Raw genomic sequence first — 2,351 nt, 5'->3', positions numbered from 1 at the left:
AAGCTCCATTGATTTTTTTGGCAATAAGACGGCCGTTTTTGATTTCAGTAACCACAGATCCGGATTTACTCCAGGTGTCGAGATATTCCCCTCCGTGCGCAAATTCAAAGACGGGACCTTGTTTTTTCCAATGAATGAGATCGCTGGATACCGCACTGCACAACCGGGCCGTTTCATTGTTCCAGCCTGTATAGAGCATGAGGTATGTGCCGTTTTCCAACTCTACTACCCTGGGGTCTTCAACACCACCCGGATACTCCCATTTTAAATAAGCGTCCTGGTCCGGATAGAGGACAGGATGCGGGTATCGTTTAAATTCAAGCCCGTCAGTGCTCCAGGCCAATCCTATGCGGGAGGTTCGTTCCCCCAGTTTCGCCTTCGGATTGTCCTCTGCCCTGAAAAAAACAAAAATAGTGTCATTGCGCACCACGGCTCCGGGGTTAAAAACATCGGCCCGTTGCCAGGAGACAGAATCTTTTCGCACGGGGCAGAAGAATTTAAAGTTTGAATTCGCCTGAAGGATTGGGTTTTCAACGGGCTTTTCGAAGCCGGTCAACCAGGGTGACTGGGCCCAGAGCCCCAGTGGTACAAAAACAAGAAAGACAAAAAGGAAGTTGCGCATGGACTAATATAGGTTCTTTTAGCCGGATCAGCTGCATAAATAGGGGTTCGGGCCATTGCCAAATTGTGTATTTTCGTCCTTAGACAGCAAAAAAAAGATCGGAATTGTATAAAATCAGGTTGGGCTTTTGGGTACTCTTAGTCAGCAGCATTTCCTGTGGTGAGATTCACAGGGAAAAGCAGGATTCGACTTCAGAAAAATCAGGAGTCACAGCAGTATCAAATTCGCGGGACAGGGAAAATCAGTCACTCACCCCTGAAAAGGCAGCGGATCTTCCTGGAATCCCTGCCGGCAATAGCTGGGAAGATGGAGCAACCCCCACTGCTGATGCCAGGACTGTAAAATCACTTACTGCTTTAGAGGCCCTTCCCGATTCGGCCTTTGTCCGGCTCTCGGATTACAGTACAGCGTTTTCCTTTGACCTGCGCTACGCCACCGAAAACAATTTTATGAAGACCCGGGTATACGATTGCCCGAAATGCTATACCCGCGCCATTACCGCCCGCGCCCTTATCGCGGCCAATTCTGAATTTTTAAAGCACGGGGTGCGCATCCGTTTTTTCGACTGCTACCGACCCAATTCGGTCCAGTATCTCATGTGGAAGGTGGTCCCGAACCCGCAGTATGTGGCCAACCCGGTGAAAGGTTCAATCCACAATAGGGGGGGGGCTGTAGATATCACCCTCGAAACCCTTTCCGGCCAACCCCTCGATATGGGAACGGATTTCGACTATTTCGGGAAGCCGGCCTATCACGATGCCACCGACTTGCCGTCTGACGTACTGGAGAATAGAAAATTGCTCAAAGAAACTATGGAAAGCCATGGATTCTGGTCCGTGCGGACCGAGTGGTGGCATTACAACCTGAAAGCTGCTTCTGCCTATCCGGTTGCAAATTTCCAGTGGTCCTGCGAAATGGAAGCGTCTTTGTAGTCCTTTTTAAGTATTTTCCAGACGTTGACAGGCCAATACCCGGAGCGATTCATCATAGGAACGCACAAAGAAGAGATAGGTCTCGCCCCCATCTTTTATGCGATTCCGCTTCCTAAGGGTTGCCACGGATTCCGGAAAATTACGGGTGCTCACATTCGCTTTGGTATAGGAAATTTTTCCAGGTTTGTATTCCAGATTGTGTAGAATTTTAAACCGTCTCCCGGGAAAGGCGATACAGGAATCCGAGGTATAGAGATGTGTATTCAGGTGGATTTTATACAGGTTATAGCGGGCAGCTATCGATTTAAATCCGCCGGCCTTCAGAATCGCGGCATTGGGTTCGTATAGATATTCCATAGGGTTGGAAAAAGGGGCCTGGGCAACCTCCTCCTCTGTGGCATAAAATCGGAAAGGGGAGAAGGGTGTTTTCAGATCCACCGCAATACGCTCTGTTTCCTGTGTACAGCCTCTTTGAAGCAGCCAAATCAATTCCCGGACTTCATTGCCGACCGCCACAATGTGGACTTGCCGAACATTCCCCATCTGCCTGATACCCTCTGTGATATCCAGCATGGGGGAGGTTTTGACCATGATGTTCTCACTCACCTCAAATAATTCAGGGAGAATTTCAGGCAGGGGCGGTTCACAGTCTTCCAGGAGGAATACCTTCCTGCGATTCATTTTGCGCCTGGAGGGATCCAGGTAAATCCAATCAAAATCAGGTTTACTCAAGTGTTTACCCGCAATTAGCTCATTTTGCAGCAGGGACAGCGCATCCCCTTGATGCACCCATATGT

2 protein-coding genes and 1 pseudogene are annotated in these 2,351 nt (G+C 49.2%); 1 reads left to right on the top strand and 2 read right to left on the bottom strand.

Going from position 1 to position 2,351, the window contains the following annotated elements; genetic code table 11:
• Positions 1-622 (bottom strand): annotated as a pseudogene (locus WBV75_RS04645) (hypothetical protein); the annotation flags it as partial.
• 104 nt (positions 623-726) lie between these two features.
• Between WBV75_RS04645 and WBV75_RS04640 the strand changes: the two are divergent.
• Positions 727-1,554 carry a M15 family metallopeptidase gene (locus tag WBV75_RS04640; RefSeq protein WP_424119482.1) on the top strand — a complete coding sequence of 276 codons (828 nt, stop codon included), beginning with the start codon at positions 727-729 and terminating at the stop codon, positions 1,552-1,554.
• Positions 1,555-1,560: 6 nt separating this feature from the next.
• Here WBV75_RS04640 and WBV75_RS04635 read toward each other — a convergent pair.
• Positions 1,561-2,351: THUMP-like domain-containing protein (locus WBV75_RS04635; RefSeq protein ID WP_424119481.1), on the bottom strand; the 791-nt coding region annotated here is incomplete at its 5' end.

The organism is Robiginitalea sp. (assembly GCF_049588695.1).
Classification (GTDB): domain Bacteria; phylum Bacteroidota; class Bacteroidia; order Flavobacteriales; family Flavobacteriaceae; genus Robiginitalea.
This window is presented reverse-complemented; position numbering and strand designations above follow the sequence as displayed.